This window comes from Clostridium zeae, assembly GCF_017312485.1.
Lineage (GTDB): Bacteria > Bacillota > Clostridia > Clostridiales > Clostridiaceae > Clostridium_AR > Clostridium_AR zeae.
This window is the reverse complement of record NZ_BMBA01000004.1, coordinates 366,137-384,690: the sequence shown is the minus strand read 5'-3', so window position 1 is coordinate 384,690 and position 18,554 is coordinate 366,137. Positions and strand designations below refer to the sequence as shown.

General features: G+C 30.2%; 27 protein-coding genes and 2 pseudogenes. 16 read left to right on the top strand and 13 right to left on the bottom strand.

Annotated elements, in window-relative coordinates:
* Nucleotides 1-75: 75 nt before the first annotated feature.
* The 6 genes and pseudogenes from J3477_RS19105 to J3477_RS19080 form a co-directional block, all read right to left on the bottom strand.
* Nucleotides 76-501: pseudogene (locus J3477_RS19105) on the bottom strand (IS1595 family transposase); the annotation flags it as partial.
* A gap of 288 nt (nucleotides 502-789) precedes the next feature.
* Nucleotides 790-1,122, bottom strand: a complete 333-nt coding sequence (locus J3477_RS19100) for a hypothetical protein (protein ID WP_206871530.1) — start codon at nucleotides 1,120-1,122, stop codon at nucleotides 790-792.
* 120 nt (nucleotides 1,123-1,242) lie between these two features.
* A complete protein-coding gene (locus tag J3477_RS19095; protein WP_206871529.1) occupies nucleotides 1,243-1,482 on the bottom strand; it encodes a hypothetical protein in 240 nt (79 codons plus the stop codon).
* Between the two features lie 59 nt (nucleotides 1,483-1,541).
* Nucleotides 1,542-2,066, bottom strand: coding sequence for a hypothetical protein (locus J3477_RS19090; protein ID WP_206871528.1), 525 nt, complete (start codon nucleotides 2,064-2,066; stop codon nucleotides 1,542-1,544).
* 273 nt (nucleotides 2,067-2,339) lie between these two features.
* Nucleotides 2,340-2,711, bottom strand: a complete 372-nt coding sequence (locus tag J3477_RS19085; protein WP_206871527.1) for a VOC family protein — start codon at nucleotides 2,709-2,711, stop codon at nucleotides 2,340-2,342.
* Between the two features lie 223 nt (nucleotides 2,712-2,934).
* Nucleotides 2,935-3,117, bottom strand: a pseudogene (locus J3477_RS19080) (IS1595 family transposase); the annotation flags it as partial.
* A 216-nt stretch (nucleotides 3,118-3,333) separates the two neighbouring features.
* On the opposite strand from J3477_RS19080, the gene J3477_RS19075 reads away from it, so the two are divergent.
* The 4 genes from J3477_RS19075 to J3477_RS19060 all read left to right on the top strand — a co-directional run bounded on the left by J3477_RS19075 (nucleotide 3,334) and on the right by J3477_RS19060 (nucleotide 5,936).
* A complete protein-coding gene (locus J3477_RS19075; protein ID WP_228731314.1) occupies nucleotides 3,334-3,531 on the top strand; it encodes a DUF5808 domain-containing protein in 198 nt (65 codons plus the stop codon).
* Nucleotides 3,532-3,712: 181 nt separating this feature from the next.
* Nucleotides 3,713-4,201: an RNA polymerase sigma factor gene (locus J3477_RS19070; RefSeq protein ID WP_228731313.1), complete on the top strand. Its 489-nt coding sequence runs from the start codon at nucleotides 3,713-3,715 to the stop codon at nucleotides 4,199-4,201.
* Nucleotides 4,198-5,130 carry a hypothetical protein gene (locus tag J3477_RS19065; protein ID WP_206871556.1) on the top strand — a complete coding sequence of 311 codons (933 nt, stop codon included), beginning with the start codon at nucleotides 4,198-4,200 and terminating at the stop codon, nucleotides 5,128-5,130. Before J3477_RS19070 ends, J3477_RS19065 begins: the two co-directional genes overlap by 4 nt.
* Nucleotides 5,131-5,468: 338 nt before the next feature.
* On the top strand, nucleotides 5,469-5,936 hold the full coding sequence (locus J3477_RS19060) for an NUDIX hydrolase (protein WP_206871525.1): 468 nt from the start codon (nucleotides 5,469-5,471) through the stop codon (nucleotides 5,934-5,936).
* Between the two features lie 75 nt (nucleotides 5,937-6,011).
* Here J3477_RS19060 and J3477_RS19055 read toward each other — a convergent pair whose 3' ends face one another.
* The 3 genes from J3477_RS19055 to J3477_RS19045 form a co-directional block, all read right to left on the bottom strand.
* Nucleotides 6,012-6,293 carry a hypothetical protein gene (locus tag J3477_RS19055; RefSeq protein WP_206871524.1) on the bottom strand — a complete coding sequence of 94 codons (282 nt, stop codon included), beginning with the start codon at nucleotides 6,291-6,293 and terminating at the stop codon, nucleotides 6,012-6,014.
* Nucleotides 6,294-6,664: 371 nt separating this feature from the next.
* Nucleotides 6,665-7,003, bottom strand: a complete 339-nt coding sequence (locus tag J3477_RS19050; protein ID WP_206871523.1) for a hypothetical protein — start codon at nucleotides 7,001-7,003, stop codon at nucleotides 6,665-6,667.
* A 1-nt stretch (nucleotide 7,004) separates the two neighbouring features.
* Nucleotides 7,005-7,520, bottom strand: coding sequence for an HTH domain-containing protein (locus J3477_RS19045; RefSeq protein ID WP_206871522.1), 516 nt, complete (start codon nucleotides 7,518-7,520; stop codon nucleotides 7,005-7,007).
* 268 nt (nucleotides 7,521-7,788) lie between these two features.
* On the opposite strand from J3477_RS19045, the gene J3477_RS19040 reads away from it, so the two are divergent.
* The 3 genes from J3477_RS19040 (at nucleotide 7,789) to J3477_RS19030 (ending at nucleotide 9,122) form a co-directional block, all read left to right on the top strand.
* Nucleotides 7,789-7,938, top strand: a complete 150-nt coding sequence (locus J3477_RS19040) for a hypothetical protein (protein ID WP_206871521.1) — start codon at nucleotides 7,789-7,791, stop codon at nucleotides 7,936-7,938.
* On the top strand, nucleotides 7,919-8,194 hold the full coding sequence (locus tag J3477_RS19035; protein WP_206871520.1) for a conserved phage C-terminal domain-containing protein: 276 nt from the start codon (nucleotides 7,919-7,921) through the stop codon (nucleotides 8,192-8,194). The genes J3477_RS19040 and J3477_RS19035 overlap by 20 nt, the downstream gene beginning before the upstream one ends.
* 97 nt (nucleotides 8,195-8,291) lie before the next feature.
* Nucleotides 8,292-9,122: a DnaB-like helicase C-terminal domain-containing protein gene (locus J3477_RS19030; protein ID WP_206871552.1), complete on the top strand. Its 831-nt coding sequence runs from the start codon at nucleotides 8,292-8,294 to the stop codon at nucleotides 9,120-9,122.
* Nucleotides 9,123-9,406: 284 nt separating this feature from the next.
* Here J3477_RS19030 and J3477_RS19025 read toward each other — a convergent pair whose 3' ends face one another.
* Both J3477_RS19025 and J3477_RS19020 read right to left on the bottom strand, forming a co-directional pair.
* Nucleotides 9,407-9,988 (bottom strand): TetR/AcrR family transcriptional regulator, encoded by a 582-nt coding sequence (locus J3477_RS19025; protein ID WP_206871519.1) that lies wholly within the window; start codon nucleotides 9,986-9,988, stop codon nucleotides 9,407-9,409.
* Nucleotides 9,989-10,028: 40 nt separating this feature from the next.
* Nucleotides 10,029-10,799 (bottom strand): flavodoxin family protein, encoded by a 771-nt coding sequence (locus J3477_RS19020; RefSeq protein WP_206871518.1) that lies wholly within the window; start codon nucleotides 10,797-10,799, stop codon nucleotides 10,029-10,031.
* 428 nt (nucleotides 10,800-11,227) lie between these two features.
* Here J3477_RS19020 and J3477_RS19015 point away from each other — a divergent pair, with 428 nt between their 5' ends.
* Nucleotides 11,228-11,653 (top strand): GNAT family N-acetyltransferase, encoded by a 426-nt coding sequence (locus J3477_RS19015; protein ID WP_206871517.1) that lies wholly within the window; start codon nucleotides 11,228-11,230, stop codon nucleotides 11,651-11,653.
* 72 nt (nucleotides 11,654-11,725) lie between these two features.
* Here J3477_RS19015 and J3477_RS26450 read toward each other — a convergent pair whose 3' ends face one another.
* Together J3477_RS26450 and J3477_RS26445 are read right to left on the bottom strand one after the other, a co-directional pair.
* Nucleotides 11,726-11,893: a hypothetical protein gene (locus J3477_RS26450; RefSeq protein ID WP_443092731.1), complete on the bottom strand. Its 168-nt coding sequence runs from the start codon at nucleotides 11,891-11,893 to the stop codon at nucleotides 11,726-11,728.
* Nucleotides 11,894-11,906: 13 nt separating this feature from the next.
* Nucleotides 11,907-12,206, bottom strand: a complete 300-nt coding sequence (locus J3477_RS26445) for a VOC family protein (RefSeq protein WP_443092730.1) — start codon at nucleotides 12,204-12,206, stop codon at nucleotides 11,907-11,909.
* Nucleotides 12,207-12,480: 274 nt separating this feature from the next.
* Here J3477_RS26445 and J3477_RS19005 point away from each other — a divergent pair, with 274 nt between their 5' ends.
* From J3477_RS19005 to J3477_RS18970, 8 genes are all read left to right on the top strand, one after another.
* The gene (locus J3477_RS19005; RefSeq protein ID WP_206871516.1) at nucleotides 12,481-13,053 is read left to right on the top strand and encodes a GNAT family N-acetyltransferase; all 573 of its coding nucleotides are present in this window, start codon (nucleotides 12,481-12,483) and stop codon (nucleotides 13,051-13,053) included.
* A gap of 44 nt (nucleotides 13,054-13,097) precedes the next feature.
* The gene (locus J3477_RS19000) at nucleotides 13,098-13,823 is read left to right on the top strand and encodes a CPBP family glutamic-type intramembrane protease (RefSeq protein WP_206871515.1); all 726 of its coding nucleotides are present in this window, start codon (nucleotides 13,098-13,100) and stop codon (nucleotides 13,821-13,823) included.
* A 224-nt stretch (nucleotides 13,824-14,047) separates the two neighbouring features.
* Nucleotides 14,048-14,914: a DUF4261 domain-containing protein gene (locus J3477_RS18995; RefSeq protein ID WP_206871514.1), complete on the top strand. Its 867-nt coding sequence runs from the start codon at nucleotides 14,048-14,050 to the stop codon at nucleotides 14,912-14,914.
* Nucleotides 14,915-14,955: 41 nt separating this feature from the next.
* Nucleotides 14,956-15,420 (top strand): hypothetical protein, encoded by a 465-nt coding sequence (locus tag J3477_RS18990; protein WP_206871513.1) that lies wholly within the window; start codon nucleotides 14,956-14,958, stop codon nucleotides 15,418-15,420.
* A gap of 166 nt (nucleotides 15,421-15,586) precedes the next feature.
* Nucleotides 15,587-16,282: a tyrosine-protein phosphatase gene (locus tag J3477_RS18985; protein ID WP_206871512.1), complete on the top strand. Its 696-nt coding sequence runs from the start codon at nucleotides 15,587-15,589 to the stop codon at nucleotides 16,280-16,282.
* Between the two features lies 1 nt (nucleotide 16,283).
* Complete coding sequence (locus tag J3477_RS18980; protein WP_206871511.1) at nucleotides 16,284-16,811, top strand: O-acetyl-ADP-ribose deacetylase; 528 nt, start codon at nucleotides 16,284-16,286, stop codon at nucleotides 16,809-16,811.
* A gap of 87 nt (nucleotides 16,812-16,898) precedes the next feature.
* Nucleotides 16,899-17,360, top strand: coding sequence for a DUF6882 domain-containing protein (locus J3477_RS18975; protein WP_206871510.1), 462 nt, complete (start codon nucleotides 16,899-16,901; stop codon nucleotides 17,358-17,360).
* 9 nt (nucleotides 17,361-17,369) lie between these two features.
* Entirely contained in the window at nucleotides 17,370-18,464 is a 1,095-nt protein-coding gene (locus J3477_RS18970) for an alkaline phosphatase family protein (RefSeq protein WP_206871509.1), read from the top strand.
* Nucleotides 18,465-18,554: the final 90 nt, after the last annotated feature.

The window sequence follows — 18,554 nt, the reverse complement described above, 5'->3', positions numbered from 1 at the left end:
ACCCCCATCTTTGTATATATAACTTTCATATAATTATATAGCATATTGTAGTATAATTTCAAATATTTAGCACAATCACACGTAAATTGCTTCTCTAAATTTAAAATTCTTTAATTTTGTATCAATATGAGATGTATGAGATTGTACCAATAGGTTTTTACTCTTTATAGTATCTTTCTCTGTGTTAAAGATTTCAAGCCACTTAAACCAATACATATAGTTAGCGAGGTATTTAGTTGCAACACCATTAAACCTATCCATCCATTTCTTTAATTTGCTATGGAAAGCGTTAATATGCTGTATATGATATATTCCTTCCTTATGTTTACCACGCTTGATTTGTTGAAGTTGAACACTTAAATTTTGTGCGAACTTAATATAACTCTTGTGGGAGTCTGTGCAAAGGATTGCTTCATCCTCAAACCTATCCTTAAAGAGCCTTTCTAAATCTGTATGCTTCATTCTACCTTTACATATAAGTTCAGTAATAAGGTTTCCTTTGAAGGACTCCCTAAAAAACGCTTCGCCTGTTTTCTTTAACCTCATTCGTAACCTATGTAGCAAATGAGCCTAACACAAATACTTCTTCAAGATATTGTAGAATTTCTTCTTTTCCTGCTATTCCCAAAGTCTCTATATCCTTTTTAACAGACTCTACAGTTGGCATAATAAGACCTCCATAATCATTTGTATTGTGTTATTATACCCAATTTTACGGGTCGTAATCAATTTTCAACATAGTTCTTTAACATAGCCTAAAAATAAAATACCATTAACAAAAATGGTATTTTATTTTTTTTCATACACACTTCCTAAATCCATTAGCCCTCTAACAAAGATACGATTATGTTCCTTATCATCTTTAAATTCGCTTATCCAAAATGGCCAGATATAGTCACTTAAAGTCCTCTTTTTGTATATAGCAATACCTATTGTTTTTCCAACATTTTTTATATCAAATGAAGAGGTTGAATCATTACGAATATAAACATTTTCCTTATAAGTTATTGTATTATCATTCATTTTATATTGTGGTAAACAGAATCTAGTATAGATGAACCATGCTGGAATATATAAGACAATTAGAATAATAATAATTGAAATGAGCTTCTTAAATTTCATTGTATCCCTCCAGATATCTAAATTTAAAGTGGAACTATAATTCGTAATATTTCATTAACATATAGATATTGGTTAAAAGCAATAATATAAGAAAATCATGTACCAGTAAGAAAAGTTTCCTTACTTTGAATTTTTCTTATATTTATTTCTATATACTATAAATTGAGTTATACATGCTAGAAATACTGTAACACCACACCAAAACGATGTAATAGCACTACCTGTTGGCTTTCCGTGAGTAATTGAAAATCTTAGGTTCATTAGAGCAATAATAATTCCTAGTAAAGAAATAATGACTGAGGATCCAGAAATGAGTAGAGTTATTTTGGCTTTCTTAGGATTATCTTTTATTTCATTCACCTCCCTATAAATAAAGTATTTTGTGTATACAATTCATGCAATTCATAATTGAAATTATGTCAGTTTTCCAGTTTTTCAACATAGTAAGCATCTTGTATTCTTAATAGTTCTTTTATTTCAGGTATATGCTTTTCTGTAAAATCAAAAATTGATATAAGTTCACTCCCACAGCGATAAACTTTTCTTCCATCTGGATAAATAAAATTGTATCCTTCCGATCCATCACATCTGCCACATCCATAACAACCAGTATATCTCCCATCATATTCTTCAATAACATTTTGAATTCCATTACTGAAAATATCGGAGTATTCCTTTACAGCAAAGAAACGAAGCCTTAAACCGGGGATATTTCTTTCACCAAATTTATATCCATTATGTTTCTGCTCATTAACTTCCATTTTCAAAATTGTCTTTTTAAATTTATTTTTGCGAAAATCAATGCTGACATCACTGGTTTTGTTTCTCACAGGGGTATAGCCAAGACTTATGGCATATTCAGCTAAATCTAAAAACATGCTATTATATTTTAAATCTATGTATGACAACAATTCATTTAAAATAGATCTTTGTTTTTCATTCATAATATTTATATTACCTCCTATTTTACATATTCATAGAATTATGAATTAAACTAAGTATAGTTACATAATGTATGATGTATTTGCTCTATTGGCACAATCATTATCTTTACCATATTGGGAATTTATTTATTGATAAGATATGTGATGCAGCTTTTATAGATATAGGCTATGTTTAAGAATATATTGATAATATGCAATTTTTTAAGGGAACTCATTAAAGTTCCCTTAATGCACATTTTATGAAAATTGTGTATTAGTTTATTCAAGTAATTTCTACCTTGTGCGAGTATAAAAATTTATTAAATTGCCATCTGGGTCTCTAAAATAGAATGAACGATTTCCCCATGGCTGTGTTGTAAGTGGTTTTACTATCTCCACATTCAATTGTTCTAAACGGGCAAAATCATCATCTACATTATCTACGTTAAATTCAAGTTCAAGACATCTATTTGATGATGGTATTGTTGAGCCTTTTGCAAGCTCTTCATGTGCTTTAAAACTGAACAAAGAAAGAACTCCACCATCAGTTGGAAATTCAACATAATCATCTCCATAGGACTGTGGTTCAATCTGTAATGCCTCTTTATAAAAATCGCTTAATTTTTTTACATTTTCAGTAATAATACAACTGTGCGTAAGTTTCATTGTTTTTCTACCTCCTTGGTGTATTAATTCATCATATTCTACAATTGCCAACTTTATATAATTATACAGTATAAAGATACATAATTACAATATTTTACATAATCTACACATAAATTGCTTCTCTAACTCTAAAGCCCTTCAATTTAGTATCAGTATGAGAAGTGTGAGATTGAACTAATAAGTTTTTTCTCTTTTCAGTCTTACTACTAAAACTACCATTTACGCCTCTTTTATGGCATTTTCGTGTCATAGTAAAAGTAGTATTTTTCTTATGGTTGTCTTTAAAAGACTCCCTAAAAAAAGCCTCGTCAACCTCTATAACACCACCAACACTTCCAATACTCATAAATGCTCTAATTGCGTCTAATATTTTATGCCTCCAATAGAATGATGTAGGTATGCTTATTTATAAACATTAGCTTAAAACTGAGGCTAAATTTATATAATTAAAAAATGATAAATTCTTATATTGATATATTTAAAAGAATGTAAGAGTTAAAATTTTACAGGAAGTATGAGGGAGTATTCATGATAATGTAAAAAATACATTCCTATTTGGCTGGAATATTCTTATATAATTCAGTACAATGTTTATAAGCGGGAGATGAAGGGAGATCTTATTATGAGAAGAAAATGGACAAAGGAAGAGATTAAAGATTATAGAGAGCTGCATGGTTCTTTATTTTATTTCAATACAGAAGATTCAAATTTTTTTATACCAAAAGCATATGGGTATGGGTGGACGATGAACTGGGCAAATCCAATCTCTTGGCTTATAGTTGCGTTGGTAATTATAATGATTGTAGTGCGTAGATTCTGATATTAATTTGATATAGCGAAATTTTATGAAGAGGGGGACCTAAGAAGGTTCCCCTTAAAGCATTAACAATAAAATATAATTTTTACTCATCGAACTAATTTTTAAAAAGATGAAAAAATATTTTCAGTTATGTGACCATATTCTATTTTCATTCGTGTTATTGGTGAAAGGAGTGAGGATTTTGCAAAATCCATCTAAACAGTTAACTGATAATTTCTCACAAAAGTATAAACTTTATAGCGATATGCTATTTAAAATTTGCATGATTTATCTTGGAAATAAAGAGGATGCAGAAGAAGCTGTTCAAGAGTCCTTCTTAAAACTAATATACAAAAGCCCACAGTTTAATAATAATGAACATGAAAAGGCATGGCTGATTAGAGTAACTATTAATGTATGCAAAGATATATTGAGAAGTATATGGCGTAAACGTGTTATAAATATTGAGGATATTGAAAGATATTATGATAGCTCAAAGGAAATAGAGATAATGGAGGAAATCATAAGATTGCCGTCTAAATATAAAGATGTTATTTATCTATATTACTTTGAAGATTATTCCATAAAGGATATATCAAAAATACTTAAGGTTACTGAGTCAGCTGTAAAAATGCGATTAAAAAGAGGACGTCACGCATTAAAAATAGAGTTGGAAGGAGAAGAGTTATGAATAGAGATGACATAAAAAATGCTATTGGAAAGCTAGTGCCAGACAATGAAATGGAACAAAAAGTGTTAGATAAAATATCAAAAGGGCAAAATAATAAAATTTCAATTAAAAGAATAGCGGTAATAGCAGCAAGTGTTATGATTATTGTTTCAGTTGGTATATTTACTCAAAATATCACAGATAAAAAGGTTACAACGACTCCTAACACCATAAGTTCAGCAGAGGGAATTAATATACCAAAAATAGAGTTGGGGAAAACTTCAGGTAAAAGTGCAAATATGATAGGGCTTATTGTATATCAAGGCAAAATATACACTCAATCAGGTACTAAAATAAGTCCAGAAAATGCGGAGAAATTACTTGGTGAGAAGCTAGGAACTACGAAAGGAACTATAGATGAATGGAGCGACCAGAAGGATTATGCAGTTGAGCTTGCATCAACCACTGGAATATCAGATGTTTACTCTGTTAAAAATTATGATAAGAGCTTTAGAATAATGACATATGCTAAGCAAGAAGGAACCATATATGCAGAATTTTATGACTGCCTTAACGGAATTACTGTAAAAACCGGTGATGATGTCTTTAGTAAATTAAAAATTGTTAATAATATTAGCTCTGCAAGACTTCAAAAGTTTGAAAGCTGGAACAACAATAAGCAGGAATATAAAGAATTAAAGAATCTAGACTTGTTAAATAACTTTGTGAAGGAATTGAAAAATACTACTCCATATTCACAAGAAAGTTTAAATGACCTTTTTATGCAAGAGGAAGACTCAAATCAGAAGTTTATATATATAAATCTAAAAGATGGCAGTGAGGTCGAACTAAGACTTTTCAAGGATGGATATATATTTTATGGAAATTCTCATATCTTCTTCAAGATGGAAGATAAAGCCTTCAACACACTTTGGGGTGAATTAAAGTAGAAAATAGAATTTAACCTTTTATTGTATTTTGATGAAGTTTTTAATGGAGCTCTTTTTAGGGCTCTTTTTTAAGTTTAGACTATGTCAATAAGATAATTGCAGTAATATTTTTTATAGGCTATCGTCAATTAGTGTTTTAATGATAGATAACTCTAAACCTGAAAATATTATAGAGTTGTAAATCTATAATAAGAATGATATTTAAATTAAGACTTAAAGAGCTATACTGAAAATTCACTACTACATGTAAAATTTGGTATAATAAGGCTATATCAAGAAAGCATGAAGAATTGTATTATATGGCGAAATATTTTGTATTCAATTATAGAGGGGGAAATATGGATAGACATTTTACTGTTTCGGTTTTTATTGTTCATAAAGATAAAGTGTTATTGCACTTACATAAAAAGGCTAAAAAAATACTTCCTTTGGGTGGTCATATAGAAGTTAATGAATTACCCGAAGAAGCATGTATCCGTGAAGCACGCGAAGAATCAGGTTTGGAAATAAGTCTATATAACCCAGCGAATAAAGAACTTAAGAAATCATGTGAATTAGTAGGAGAAAAATTATTAATAAATCCTATATACACAATTTTTGGTGAAATAACTCCAGAACATTGTCATATAGATTTTGTTTATTATGCGATCGCTAAATCTTATGAAACAAGCCCAGCTGATGGAGAATCTAATTTGCTCAATTGGTACTCTAAAGAAGACTTGAAAAATGCTGATAATATTCAAAAAAATATTTTAACAATGGCTTATGAAGCGTTAGAATTAGTAAGTGAAGATAATACTCCTTGAATAATAATTAAGGGGACTTATTAAAAAGTTCCCTTAAAATATAACCTGTTATCAACACTATTCTTTAACAGAGCTTTAAATAAAAATAAAAGAATCTACGAATAAAATGGTAAGCATAATTACTAAAAAGTATATCCAAGACATATTTATACGATTTAATAATTTTATAGGATTTTGTTTTTCATAAGCTTCTAATGTAAATACTATCGTAAAAAAGCCAATAGCAAATAACCCTTCATAAATTATAGCATATTTAAATGGGTATAGTACACGATTTACAGCACAAAGTATAAATCCTAAAGTGATGCTAATAATTATGTTTTTTAATATTTTAAACACAAAATCTACTGTATCCATAAGTATTCTCCCTAAATTTTATTTGTAAATTAACAGTATTTTTACCTAACGGTAAGTAACTATCAATTCAATTATATACTGTATAACTACATATTACATAAATTCATATAATTTGTTTTTTAGAAATCTAGAGCTTTTTACTTTATGTTAAAGAATGCTACAGATAATATTCTAAATACATTTTTTTCAAAAATCATAATTATTTTCATTATCAAACTCTCTTCAAAGCAACTCTATTACATTATCTAAATATTCTTTATGGTCTGCTAAGTGTTTTATAATTAGCATATTAAATTATCTCCTTTATTAGTGTTAAATTTGATTGCTAATTACAATATTAAAGTAGTTTAGAAGAAGCAGTCATATACATTCTAATTAACCTTGAAGTAATCATTAAGTGCAGTCATTTTACTAGAATACTGTTCTTCAGATAAATATCCAATCTCTTTCAATTCTTTTAATGCACATGAATAATTTTCATACTGCTCGTAATCTTTATTTATAAGGTCATTCTTTTGATAAAACTCTATTATTTCTTCCAGCTCAGAGTCACTAAGCACCTCTATATCACGTAACTTAACAAAATCATCACTTTCTTCAGAAGGCTCACTTTGCTTATCAATCAAGGGGCTAATTGCTAATCTCACAGCTGCAAAAATTATAAGAAATAGCATAGCAGACCAAAGTAAAAGTGTATTCATATCATCCATTTCATATCCCCCTAGGAAATTCATAATTAGGCTCTTTTTTTAATAAGTAATGCAAGAATAAAGTAGCTACAGCTAGCTTGTATTTTTTTTCAAAAGGAATTAAATTAACATCTATCATAAAGTTTTCAACATCACTTAGGTCTAGATTAGTATATAGAGCAATACTTTCATAGCTCATGGAATAATCTATATTTAATCCTTCTATAATTGCTTTAACTCTATCATCTTCGTTAATCATAGCTACACCATCACATAACATAGATACGACATGTGAAAACCATAGAGGATTCGGTGCGTTTGGAGTATCGTCAGTATCAGTACAAATCTCTCCTAGATGTATTTTATTGAAAAAGTGAATGTTTAAGTGAACTTTTCTATCCATAAAATCTTTTAGCCAAGTACAATCAACTCCCAGCATTTTACTTAGAGTATTAAGTTCGATTTTATAGTTCTTAGCTAAACCTTGTATATTTTCTCTCAAGACATCATCAGCATAATGTAAATTTGTAAATACCATAGTACCTCCTCAATATAGTCATAGTTTATAAATTAAAAAACTTACGCGAAATAAATTTATTATAACATTTTTTTACACAATATGTATAATTGAACATTGGTTGGTTATTGTGCTTTAAAGTTAAAAAATATAAAATTCTTAAAAGTTTCTTACGTTTTGCAAAATATCAACATAGATGTAAAATAATTGGATATAATGTAGGAAGTTTCATAGATAAAGCGATGTATTTAAATCTAATAAATATTAATAAGATTTTTGGAGGGGTAAGATGAAGTATGTAGTTATGGGCTTTGATCAAGCAAAATTGATTAATTTTGGGCTTGATATGAAAGATGCAGTTATACTAAGATATTTTATTGATTTTAAAGGTACAAATAGAATGAGGACAGAAATCATAGATGGCGAAACCTACTACTAATTTAACTATTAAAAATATAAAAGCTAGATTAAAAGAAGGATTTACACTAGAGGATTTTTATAAGGTTATTGATAATAAGCTTTTAGATTGGAAGAGCACGGATATGGAAAAATTCTTAAGACCTGAAACCTTATTTGGAAATAAGTTTGAAGGATATCTCAATGAAAATAGAACTACTAGGAAAGAGAAAGTTATTAATTCAAAGCTTGAAAGTGCAGGCACAGCAAATGCTGGAATGTATAGATTACTAGATTAGGAGGAGTAGTTATGGATTTATTAAAAGCTATGCCAAGCTCTAAAGAAGCGGAACAAGCTGTACTTGGATGCTTATTAGATAATGGTAGTATGGAGGAATTGTTGGAATATCAACAGGTTATAAAAATCTAGACAGATATACCAATGGACTTCAAAAATCGGACTTTATAGTGATAGCAGCAAGACCATTTATGGGCAAAACTGCTTTTGCCATAAACCTAGCAAATAACATTGCACATGAAGCAAAGGTCGCTATTTTTAGTTTGGAAATGAGCGAAGAACAGTTAGCTTATAGAATGCATGCTTCAGAAGCTTTACTTGAATTTTCTAGAGTAAATAAAGTTTCTATGGATGATGAGGAATGGGTAAAACTGACACAGGCTTCTGCGAGACTAGCTGGAAAAAATATAAAAATAAATGACTGTGGAGAATTAGACATAAACGATATAAAAGCTAGATGTAAGAGACTAAAGCTTAAGCAAGGGCTAGATGTTGTGATAATAGATTATCTACAACAGATCAAATTAAGCGAAAAGGTGCATCTTAGAGAACAAGAAGTTAGCAAAATCTCAGTAGCTCTTAAGAATATGGCAAAGGAACTGGAGATAACAGTAATTGCATTATCCCAGCTGTCCAGAGCACCAGAGAAAAGGGGGGATCATAGACCACATTTAGGTGATTTAAGAGATTCAGGATCAATAGAGCAAGATGCAGATATTATCGTGCTTTTATATAGGGATGAATATTATCACCCAGATACAGAAGAAAAAAATATAAGTGAAGTGATTATCGGCAAAAACAGAAATGGATTAGTAGGTACCACTAAACTAGCATGGCTTGCACAGTATCAGAAGTTTGTGGAATTGGATGCGGTAGGTAAGCGAGGAGTAAGTAGGACAAGCTCTAGCAATGGCAAGTGGGTGAAATGAGATTTATTTTGAGAAAAGTTATGTTTTAAAATAGTATTGAAAGTATATAAGTTTTTAAGGAAAATGACTAAATTTTTGATCGCTTTTTTTACTGGATAGAAAATTATAAAAAAATTCATGCTACCTGAACCTAGTGATTTTAAGTGTTTAGTATAGTTTTATAGGGAATACAGTAAAAACAAAATTTATTCGCCTGTAAGTTTCCTCATATACATTCAGAAAGGCAGATTAGAAAAAAATTTACTGAAGGAGGTCACTTCAGTAAATTTTTTATTGTTAGCATTCTACTTTTTATAATCTGTCAGACCTTTAAGTATGAAATCCGCTAAATAATCTAAAATATGAGGAAAATGTTGAATACCAATTTCTTCTTTATGGGTATCCATATTTATTAAGGAGATAAAAAAGGCCATTATTAGATCACAATCAATATCATCTCTCATTTTACCTTCAGCTTGCCATTTTTTTATTATTTCAGAAAAACTGCCATATATGAAATCAACATTATTATTTCCGTTTTCTTCACGGTATAGTAGTTCAACTTTGTCAAATACATCCCTGTTATACCATTCACTCAGTATGGGATTTGAGTTCATACCGTTGATGTTCAATAACATTAATTGCTTAATTAACTTTAAGGGTTCATCGTTCAAATCAACAGTTTCCATGATGCTCCTTTTAAGCTTTGCATTCTCTTCTAGAAAAAGCTCTAGAAAAAGCTTTTCTTTTGAAGCATAATAATTATAAAATGTACCTACTCCTATTCCAGCCATTTTTGTAATATCAGAAACATTGGTATCTTTGAATCCTTTTGAGCTAAATAAATCTCTCCCTGAAACTAAGATATCTGCTTTTTTATCTCTCAACTATTAGTCCCCACTTTCTAAATAAATTTCAAGTTATTCATTATCTATGTTTAATCATTTGATTCGCTAAAAAATCAAAAAATCCTCCTGCCAACTTCTTGACAAATCCTAATGAAATATTATAGTAATAGTCTGACTCAAACCATCCACTTTCTTTAAAATAGCAATAATCCATGTTGCTATCATCCAAAAGTTCCTTAATGCTTGTACGTGCCATCCTAAAGGACATCAGTCCAAAAAGAGAAGGAGTTGGAGTCGTTGAGCTAGTAAGTTCCTTGTAAAATCGTGAAGATGCTTTTTTAACTTCTTGGGTTATTTTTTGTTGTTGCAGCTCCGTAGTAGGCTCCAGTGTCTTTACGCAGCATCCTTTTGTTACACGAAATCCAAGATTTTTTCCAAGGCTATTTAAATATTTCATAATAGAGGCTCCTCCGAATATACCTTCAGTGACAATAACCGTATAAGTTTTGCCAAAAAAACGTGGTCGATGGAGAAGAAAAGCTGTTCTATCAAAAAAATTTTTCATTATTGCCGCCATTTGAAATGCATAATTTGGGGTAGCAAAAATAACTCCATCAGACTCATAGATTTTATTAAGCAGTAGATTTCGATCATCTTTTAATGGACAATTTTCCTCGCCTTTTTCAAAGCATAATTTACAACCTTTACAATATTCAAGTTTATAGTCTTTAAAAAAAATATATTCAAAATCAATTTCTTCATATGATTTTAAATTTCTTTCAAATTCTTGAACGGCTCGATAAGTTGCCTTCTTTTGCTGACTACCTATAAATGCAGTTACTTTTTTCATTTTACCACTCCTCTCACTATTAGAAAAACTACTTTTTAATCTTTTTAAATAATTATTTGAATAAATGAATGAATTTATTTTTATTCATTCACATTCTAGCATGGATATTTTTTCCTGTCAATGATGAAAATCAAATATATGATAATATTCCTAGGCTTGTTTATGTGGAAAATATATTTAGATTGGAAAAGGAGCTGTATATAACAGTAGTTGCCTTATCACAACTGTCCAGAGCACCAGAACACGTGAAAGTTTTAAAAATAGATTTCGATTCGAACTGGTACATATTTAGATGTATAATGTTTATATGGTGTTACTTGGTAATTATATTTATACTTTTATAGATAGTTTTAAATTGAGAGCAGCCCGTCTTTAATAGTAGAGTTGGATTTAGAAAATCTATAAATTATATTGGGGGGAAAGAAATTATGAAAAATTACGTTATTGAAGAAAGTACAAGAGAAGAATGTGGCTTAGTTGATAATGGTATAGTTGAATATAATTTATCAAAAGTTGCTTTTACTCAAGAACAATCATTTATTCCAATTAATAGAGTAATAAAGGGATTAAATGGAGAGATACTTGCAGGAATAAACAGCGTATTATATTGCTGGAATTGCCTATATGTAGATGTTTTGTGGGTTAAAGAAGAGTATAGAAAAGAAGGATATGGCTCTATACTTTTAAAGGAAGTTGAAAAGGTCGCGAAGGAAAAAGGGTGTAAATTAAGCCACTTAGATACCTTTGATTTTCAAGCAAAAGATTTTTACTTAAAGCATGGATATGAAGTTTTCGGTGTACTAGATGATTGCCCAGTTGAGCATAAACGTTATTATCTGAAAAAGAATTTATAAGCTAGCATATCTTAAAATTATATATTAACAGGTAGTCCAATTGGACTACCTGTTAATGCTTAACCAGTAAATTTATTTGATTAGAAGTTTGTTACGACATTGAATTTTTGGATGTGTTAGAATCTGCATATTAAAAACAAGCATGCCATTATCATCATATTTAAAGTTTGGTCCCCAAGCTACTTCCCAATAGTAACCGTCTAAATCAGCAAAGTACCCATGATAGCTTCCCCAAAACACATCCTGAGGCTCTTTAACTAGCTTTTCTTGCTAATTCTATAATCTTATCAACCTCTTCTTTATGTTCTACATTGTATGCCAAGGTGATTCCAGAAAAGCTGTTAGATATTTTGGGAGTATTTTCTTCACTAATATCTTTTGCTAACAACTCTAAAGGATATAGTTTAAATTTTGTTCCAGGGGTATTAAAAAATATTACATCAGGATTATTACCTTTCTCATCAGTTTGAAATCCAAGTTCATCTCTATAAAATTCTATAGATTTCTCCATACTTCGTACACCTAAACAAATACATGTAATTTTGTTCATCATAAAATCCTCCAGTTAGCTCAACTCTTTTTTCAATCACATAATCCTGTAATATTATGGTATAATTATTATGCATTTAACAAATTGTTTAAAAATATGACGAAATCATATTAATTCTTTGCGCAAGCTCATTAAGGATGAAAAACTTTGAACCTAAAAATGGAGGTTCAATTATAGAGCTATTCATCTAAACAGCGTCGGATGATTAACCAATTAATTTAAATATGGTGCTTTAACAGCACCTAATTTTAATGTTATTAGCGGAGGGACAACATAGATGATAACTTATAGAGAGATTAATGAATCCTATTTCGAGGAATATGACAAAATACCTATGCTTGTTAATGTAAAAAGCATATTGAGAGTGGAAAAGGTAGATAGAGGGCTAGGTGGAATTTTGCTAAAAGAAGTCCCTGTTAAAGAGCATATTAAAGATTTAGGAAAATATGAAAAGGCTACAGAGTATGCTAAGGAATTTGATATCACAAATTGGGCATTTTTCATGGCTTTTGCTGATGAAATACCTGTCGGAGCAGTTACTATTGCTTCAAAAACTGAGAATGTTAATATGCTTGATGGCAGAGATGATATGAGTGTGTTATGGGATATAAGAGTTGATGATAGATATAAAAAACAGGGAGTAGGTACAGAGCTATTTGCAAAAGCTGTTAGGTGGTCTAAAATAAAAGGTTTTAAACAAATGAAGATAGAATGCCAGAATAACAATGTACCAGCTTGTAGATTTTATCATAAACATGGTGCAGTTTTAGGAAAGCTAGATGAATATGCCTATTATAAAGATATAGATATTAGAGATGAAGTGCAGCTTATATGGTATTTGGATTTGTAGTATGGAAAAAGATAGATAGTAGCTAGTTATGAGGAGTTGATTTAATGCAGAAAAAATATCCATTTATATTACCAATATTCAGAAGCATCTTATTTATTATAGCAGGCTTGTTATTTACGATTGTGGCTAATAAGTCGTTAGAAGAAGCAAGTCAGTGGTGGTCAGTAATATGTACAATTTGCAATATTATTACTATTGTTGTATTAGTTGCAGTTTGCAAAAGTGAAGGATATTCCTATAAAAAATTAATTGGGTACCAAAAGCGTCAAAACAATCTAAAATATACATTGTTGATTGTTTTGATAATGCTTATATTAGGAATGGGTGGAATGTATGGATTCGGATTTTTAATTTATGGCTACGTTCCGGTGACTATGGTACAACCTATTCCTGTTTGGATTGCATTAATAAATGTTATATTATTGCCGCTAACAGTAATATTTGCTGAACTACCTTTATATTTTGGATATGCACTAAATGGAATTGAAAAAGTTACAGGTAATAAAATATTATCAATTGTATATCCAATGTTTTTCTATGCACTTCAGCATAGTTTTATACCATTGCTATTTGATTGGAAACATATCCTGTTTAGGTTTTTGTCATTTTTACCTTTGATGTCCGTATTGGGAATTATTTATTACAAAAAGAGAAAACTTCAACCGTTGATGATAGGTCATGCTATTTTAGATTTAGCAACAGGTATTCAGATTCTAATGACTTCAATATCTCCTGCATTATTTGAAATGATGAAGGCAATGAGTAAATAAAGTATAGTAGTTTTTTTTGTTGTTAAAATTTCAAAACTTTATTGATGTTTGGTGAGTTGAATAGCCGAATAGCCTGTTAAAAGATATTATAGACATGATAAAAGTTAATGTATTACTTGAGAAAATATGAAATTATCATAAGTTTACAATTCAATTAGTAGAGAAGGAGTTAGGGAGAATAGAGAACTTTATAATAATTTTCATTAGGAGAGAGGAATTTAATAATGTTTTGGAAAACTAAGAAAAATAAAAAGAATGAAGAGACATTACCAAATTGTTTTGCACGTACATATGGTGTTGAAATATTTACAGAAAACGAACCACAAATACAAGTTGATGAATTATTGATCAAACTAAGAAGGCGTTGTGGAGATGTTGAATTAGTTACAAATAAAGATGAATTAATATTATTTGCATATAAAGATCACATAGTTCAATACTCAGATGGACAAGGTCCGGCACAAATAGCAGTAATGATAACTGACAAAAAGATAAATATGGAAAAGCTAGAGATGTCATTTTATCAGTCGTGGGGCTGGAAGGATGCTAGATCTGCTGCTGAGAAGGCTGCTTATACAATTCTTGTTACAGATATGATGGCATCAGGCTTAGACTATACTATTAGATTAGAATTATTTCAGAAGACTCTATATTCATTTTTAGAGGTTGTACCTTGTTTAGCTATTAACTGGCACTTATCACAACAAATAATAGATCCTGAGAAGTATAAAGAAAATGCTCCAGAAAATGAAGATTATAATTTGCTGTTTGGGTCCCTTAATGTGAGATTATTTAACATTGAAGGAACTGAGAATGAAACCTTAATGGACACTATTGGGTTAGGTGCACTGGGGCTACCTGATTTACAGTGTCATTTTAAAAATATTGATGTAAATAGAATCGCTAATATACTATATACATATGGTGACTATATTTTCAAAAATGGTGATGTTATAAATGATGGTGAGACTATTCAAGGACTTACAGTTAACGATAAATGGAGTTGTCGACACGAAATTTCTTTGCTTGAACCAAAAAGAGTAGTTATAGATATAAATCCTGGAGAAGAGTTCTCTGCAGGAAATAGATAGTTAGATGGCTATAAAGTTATGTTGTTTTAGGAGGATTATTTTTGTTTTATAAATATATCTCGTTAAATGCTTTTGAACATATTGCACTTCATGATTGTGTAATAGATGAAGGCATAGTACTAAACGATAAAGTGAAATTAACGTTCGATAGTATTAATGTTCTTTTTTCTCATCCATTAAACTACTTTAATAGATCTAAGCGTACAGGCAAAGCTGCAATAATTTTTGAAAAGTGCACTTTACTAAAATATTTTTTATCTGAGGTTTCGAATGTTGATGAAGAGAAGGAAATGAATATCTCAGAGGAGGAATTTAATAAACTTGCCAAGAATATGGAAATTATTCGAGTAAGAATAGATACCTCAATGGAAAATATGCTTCAATATAAATTTATAGGATTGAATGATGATGGTGATGGTATACTGTTTGTATTAAAATTTGAGAAGCTTATTATATGTTGGAATAGATTTGAAGGAGATGCATGGCCCGAAAGCTGGGGGAGGTAATTATATTAATAACTATAGGTGTGATGTTATCTTATAACAAGAGTTTAATATAAGAGTGAGAGGTGAGAATTACTTTGAATAGAAATGTTGAATGGATAGAGCCATGGGATGCTTTATAGAGAGACGATAGGTTATTTGAAAAAGACTAGTAAAAGGAAGTGAAAATATGCGCAGATTTTTATTAAGCAGTACTCTTAATACCCGTGATTTAGGTGGATATCCAATAGACTGCAGAAGAGCAACCACGTACAAGACTTTTATTCGTAGTGATGTGCCCTATAAGTTGTCGGATGCAGATATACAGCTGCTTTTATTAAATAATATAGCAACAATTGTTGATCTAAGAAGTGATGATGAGGCTCAAAGTAAACCATGTGCTTTTAAAGATCATAATAATTTTCAGTACTATCATTCAAAAATCCATGGGGACGGATATTTACCTGCAAGTGTAGAAGAAGTTCCTATTTCGTACTTTGAAATGGTGGATGAGCAAAACACTATATTAAACACCATGAGACTATTTTCAAAAGCTAAAGGTGGGGTTCTTTATCATTGCACTGCTGGCAAAGATAGAACAGGAGTAATTTCAGCTTTATTGTTGTTATTAGCAGGAGTTTCTATAACAGACATTTTAGTTGATTATCAGATCTCACAAGTATACCTAAACTCTATGTTACAACAATATAGTAGAAGCAATAAGAATGTAGATATAAATATTATTACGCCTAAAATGGAGTACATGGAAAAGTTTTTGGACATGTTTTTTGAAAAATATAATTCAGTAGAGGAGTATTTTTCGAAAATTGGGTTAGAGGATAGTGAAGTAATGGTTATAAAAGAGAAATTGATTGGAGTTTATTAAAATGAATAAAAATAAGCTTAACATAATTAAAGGGGATATAACTAAGCTAGCAGTAGATATAATAGTAAATGCAGCTAATAAGAGCTTACTTGGTGGCGGTGGAGTAGATGGAGCAATACATAAGGCTGGTGGAAGTGAAATCCTTGATGAGTGTATAAAGATTAGGAATAAACAAGGTGGATGCAAAACTGGTGAAGCAGTAATTACTACTGGAGGAAAGCTTAAAGCTAACTACGTAATTCATACAGTTGGTCCAGTTTGGAATGGTGGTAAAAATCATGAAGAAGAATTGTTATCGAATTGCTATAGAAATAGTTTAACCTTAGCTTACGAACATGGTGCAAAATCCATTGCATTTCCTTGCATAAGTACTGGGATTTATAGATTCCCTAAAGAATTAGCAGCAAAAATAGCGATTGATGAAGCGACAAAGTTTTTACAGAGACAGGAGATAATTAACGAAGTTATATTTGTATGTTTTGATGATGAAACCTATAATATTTACTCAATATTACTTAATGATGCTTAAAATATGTTTAAACAATATATGACTGTTATATATTTATGATTTAATGGTTTATTTACAATAGTTATGATAGTGAAAGATGGTGTTATTATGACAGATGAGCAATTTGAAGAATTTATAGATAATTGTTATGAGGAATTGCAAGAAAAACAAGCTAGATTATTTGATGAGTATGACATAGGATCATATGGCAGTTACTGGTTTGATCAGATAACTAAAACTCTTCAGTTTAAAAATAACGAAATAGTTATGTTGGAATTTAAAATAATATGTATAGGAACATGGGCTCATAAGGTGAATACATGGTTGTGGGGATGGTCTAATGAAAGTTTTACAGATGATATAAGAAATGACGCTGAGGTATTAAAAGGTTTAAAAGATTTAACAGGCAATGACATATTTGAACAAATTGGATTTGATAAGTGTGATGAGACTATGGCATATGAAGCGGTGGCAATGTCTTTAAGTTATTTAAATGCACTAGGGGTATATAGAATTCCTGGAGAGAAGAGTCATCTATTTGTGGCTTTGTTAGAAAAAAACAATCATTAGGGGGAAAATATGTTTATTAATTATAATAATAACATCGTGAATCTTGCTTGCTCTGTCTTAGAATATTTTGGTGCTGAGAGTGAACATAGTACACTAAAAGAAGTGGATGAGCTTTTAAAATATAAATATAAAAATGTAGTTATCTTGCTATTGGATGGATTAGGGGTTGATGCATTACAATATCATTTATCGGAAAATAGTTTCTTCAGAAAGAATTTGATTAAGGAATATTCATCTGTGTTTCCTCCAACTACTACATCAGCAACCACCTCTATTGAAAGTGGGTTAACCCCTTTGGAACATGGGTGGTTAGGATGGAGTTTGTATTTTAGTGAAATAAATAAAATTGTGAACGCATTTATTAATACGGAAAAGGACACAGAAATTCATGCGGCGAATTATCATGTTGCCAGTGAAATCATACCTTATAAAAGTATTTATGCAAAAATAAAAGAAGCTGGTATGGCTAACGCATATAGTGTGTCAAAGTTCGGAAGTAATAAAATAAAAACTTTTGATGAATTGACCCGTGAAGTAGAATGTTTGTGTGCTACCTCCGAGAGAAAATACATATATGGGTATTGGGAAAATCCTGATAGCTTAATGCATGAGGTTGGTTGCTATAATAGTATTGTTACTGAGAATATAAAAGAACTCGAAGAGAAAATAAAAGATATGTGCGAAAGATTATCCGATACATTGGTTATAATTACTGCGGACCATGGACATTGTAATTTGAAGCACTATATTTTGAGTGATTATCCTAAGTTAATTAATATGTTAAAACGTCCAACTTCTATGGAAACAAGAGCTATAGCTTTCTATATAAAAGATGAATATTTAAATGATTTTCCTATTGAATTTCATAATAATTTTGGCGACGATTTCTTATTGTATTCAAAAGAAGAGGTTATCGAAAAGAATATATTTGGTGTTGGAAAAATGCATCCTAAGTTTGAAGAATTCATAGGAGATTATTTAGCAGTAGCAATTAGTGACAAAGGTATTGTTTATTCTGAAAAATCAAAGCAATTTATTTCCAATCATGCTGGGATGACTGAAAAGGAAATGAAGATACCACTTATAGCAATATGTAAAAAATGAGGATTTTCAAAAGTGGTATATTGAAAGTTGATATTAACAGATGAATATAGAGAGTGAAGGGTTAGCACATTTAGTTTTATAAAAAAGTTA